Origin of the sequence: Armatimonas sp. (genome assembly GCF_043760365.1) — a bacterium.
Classification (GTDB): Bacteria; Armatimonadota; Armatimonadia; order Armatimonadales; family Armatimonadaceae; genus Armatimonas.
This window is the reverse complement of record NZ_JAYUPA010000450.1, coordinates 1-1,700: the sequence shown is the minus strand read 5'-3', so window position 1 is coordinate 1,700 and position 1,700 is coordinate 1. Positions and strand designations below refer to the sequence as shown.

Annotated in this window: 3 protein-coding genes; 2 read left to right on the top strand and 1 reads right to left on the bottom strand. The window is 49.4% G+C overall.

Features of this window, described 5'->3' with window-relative positions; translation table 11 throughout:
• The first annotated feature begins 206 nt into the window (after positions 1-206).
• Positions 207-998, top strand: coding sequence for a hypothetical protein (locus ACH2EH_RS10590; protein ID WP_395141476.1), 792 nt, complete (start codon positions 207-209; stop codon positions 996-998).
• Entirely contained in the window at positions 995-1,420 is a 426-nt protein-coding gene (locus ACH2EH_RS10585) for a hypothetical protein (RefSeq protein ID WP_395141474.1), read from the top strand. The genes ACH2EH_RS10590 and ACH2EH_RS10585 overlap by 4 nt, the downstream gene beginning before the upstream one ends.
• 37 nt (positions 1,421-1,457) lie before the next feature.
• On the opposite strand, the gene ACH2EH_RS10580 is transcribed toward ACH2EH_RS10585, so the two are convergent.
• On the bottom strand, positions 1,458-1,700 hold a 243-nt coding region (locus ACH2EH_RS10580; RefSeq protein WP_395141472.1), incomplete at its 5' end, for a PLP-dependent transferase.

The window sequence follows — 1,700 nt, the reverse complement described above, 5'->3', positions numbered from 1 at the left end:
GCAGGCGCTCGACGATTGCTCGCTTGCGTGCGAGTATCTGGCGCAGCTCCTCATTCTCCTTCTGAAGCAAGACCGCTTCTTCGTCTAGGCGAGCATTGCGCCGCTACTTCTTAGCCTCTCTGGGAGCGGGTGCCACCTGTGGCTTCGTCGTAGCGGAACTTACGCTCGGTGAGGATTTCCTGCGTTTGCGGTACAATCAAGCCACTATGGATCCAGTGGCGGGAGCAAAAATTGTTGGAGCGGGAGTTGCAGCAGCGACGGATCGTGAGCGGCGCAAGTGGCTCGTTGACCAAGTCAAGAAGCTACGCCGCCGTCTGCGCCAGGGTACAGTAGGAATTGCGATCTTTGGAGCGGGCGGTGTTGGTAAAACCACGCTGGGCACGATGCTTGATGAGAGCTTCGACCCTCTTGCCGCACCGCGCACTTACAAATCTTCTGTAGATACCGAGACCTACTACTTCAAGAGCAACGACTCCCAGAGCCTCCTGGTCGCTCCTGGTCAAGAGCGTCGCCGTGCAACATCCTGGGCACCGATCTTCAGTGACCTTTATAGATCAAAGAAAGTGGTTCTCATTAACATTGTGGCCTATGGCTATCATGCTAGTGAAGAGACCATCACAGATTTTGAAATCTATCAACAACAAAGTCGAGTTATTGAACAAGAACTTTTTCAAGAGCTGGCTCAGTCATTAAAGCTTCTCACTGCCCCTATTCATCTAATCACTTTAGTTGTCAAGCAAGATCTCTGGTGGAATAACCAAGAAAAAGTGAAAGCTCATTATGAGCAAGGCGAATACGCCGATATTCTCACCAGTCTTCAGAACCATGTTGGGCAAGGTCGCTGTCCTCATGAGTTTATATATGCATCGCTTGTGCTTCAAAACCTAAAGGATGGTACGGGAAAAATTTGCGTACCTACTACAAGCGGTTACGATGATACTCTGCAACATGAATCCTATCGTCGTTTACTCGATATTCTTGAACGGTGGACGAAATGAGTACTCAGCCAGTCCTACAGCTATCAGACAAATATGACGATGCAGTCTCTGTCGAAGAACTTGGATTCTCGACAGCTTGCCGTCTTTTGGACGATTACATTGATTTTATAATAGAAAAAATTCAAAAATTCAAAAATATAGATGGTTCTAAAACGAATTGGTATACCATATCCAGAATCCAGAAAGGAAATTCGTCACTTTTTTCTCTCTTATTGCCTTTTTCGCGATATGTCGCAGATATGCAACTTCTGACTAATAAATCTCATGTACTTTATGAACGTGGAGATTTGAATGTCTGGGAAAAAATGGAGCTGGGCCTGAAGTTAGATCGAGCCGAGGAGACCCTACAAGTAGCACGGGCAATTTTGAAAGAATACGAGTCCTACATGACAGAGGTGTCTAAGTCTTCCGCACAAAAATAACCCCCTGTCACACAGCGCTGTGTGACAGGGGGAGGGTTTATATGCCCGCGAGAGCCTGCTCCAAATCGGCGATAATATCCCCGACGTGCTCGATGCCAATCGAGAGGCGCACGAAGTCAGGCGTGACTCCGGTGGCGGCCTGCTCCTGCTCGGTGAGCTGGGAGTGGGTGGTACTGGCGGGGTGGATAATCAGGCTCTTGGCGTCCCCGATATTGGCGAGCAGCGAGAGCAGCTTCACCGATGACACCAGCTTGCGACCCGCGTCCACGCCGCCTTGCAC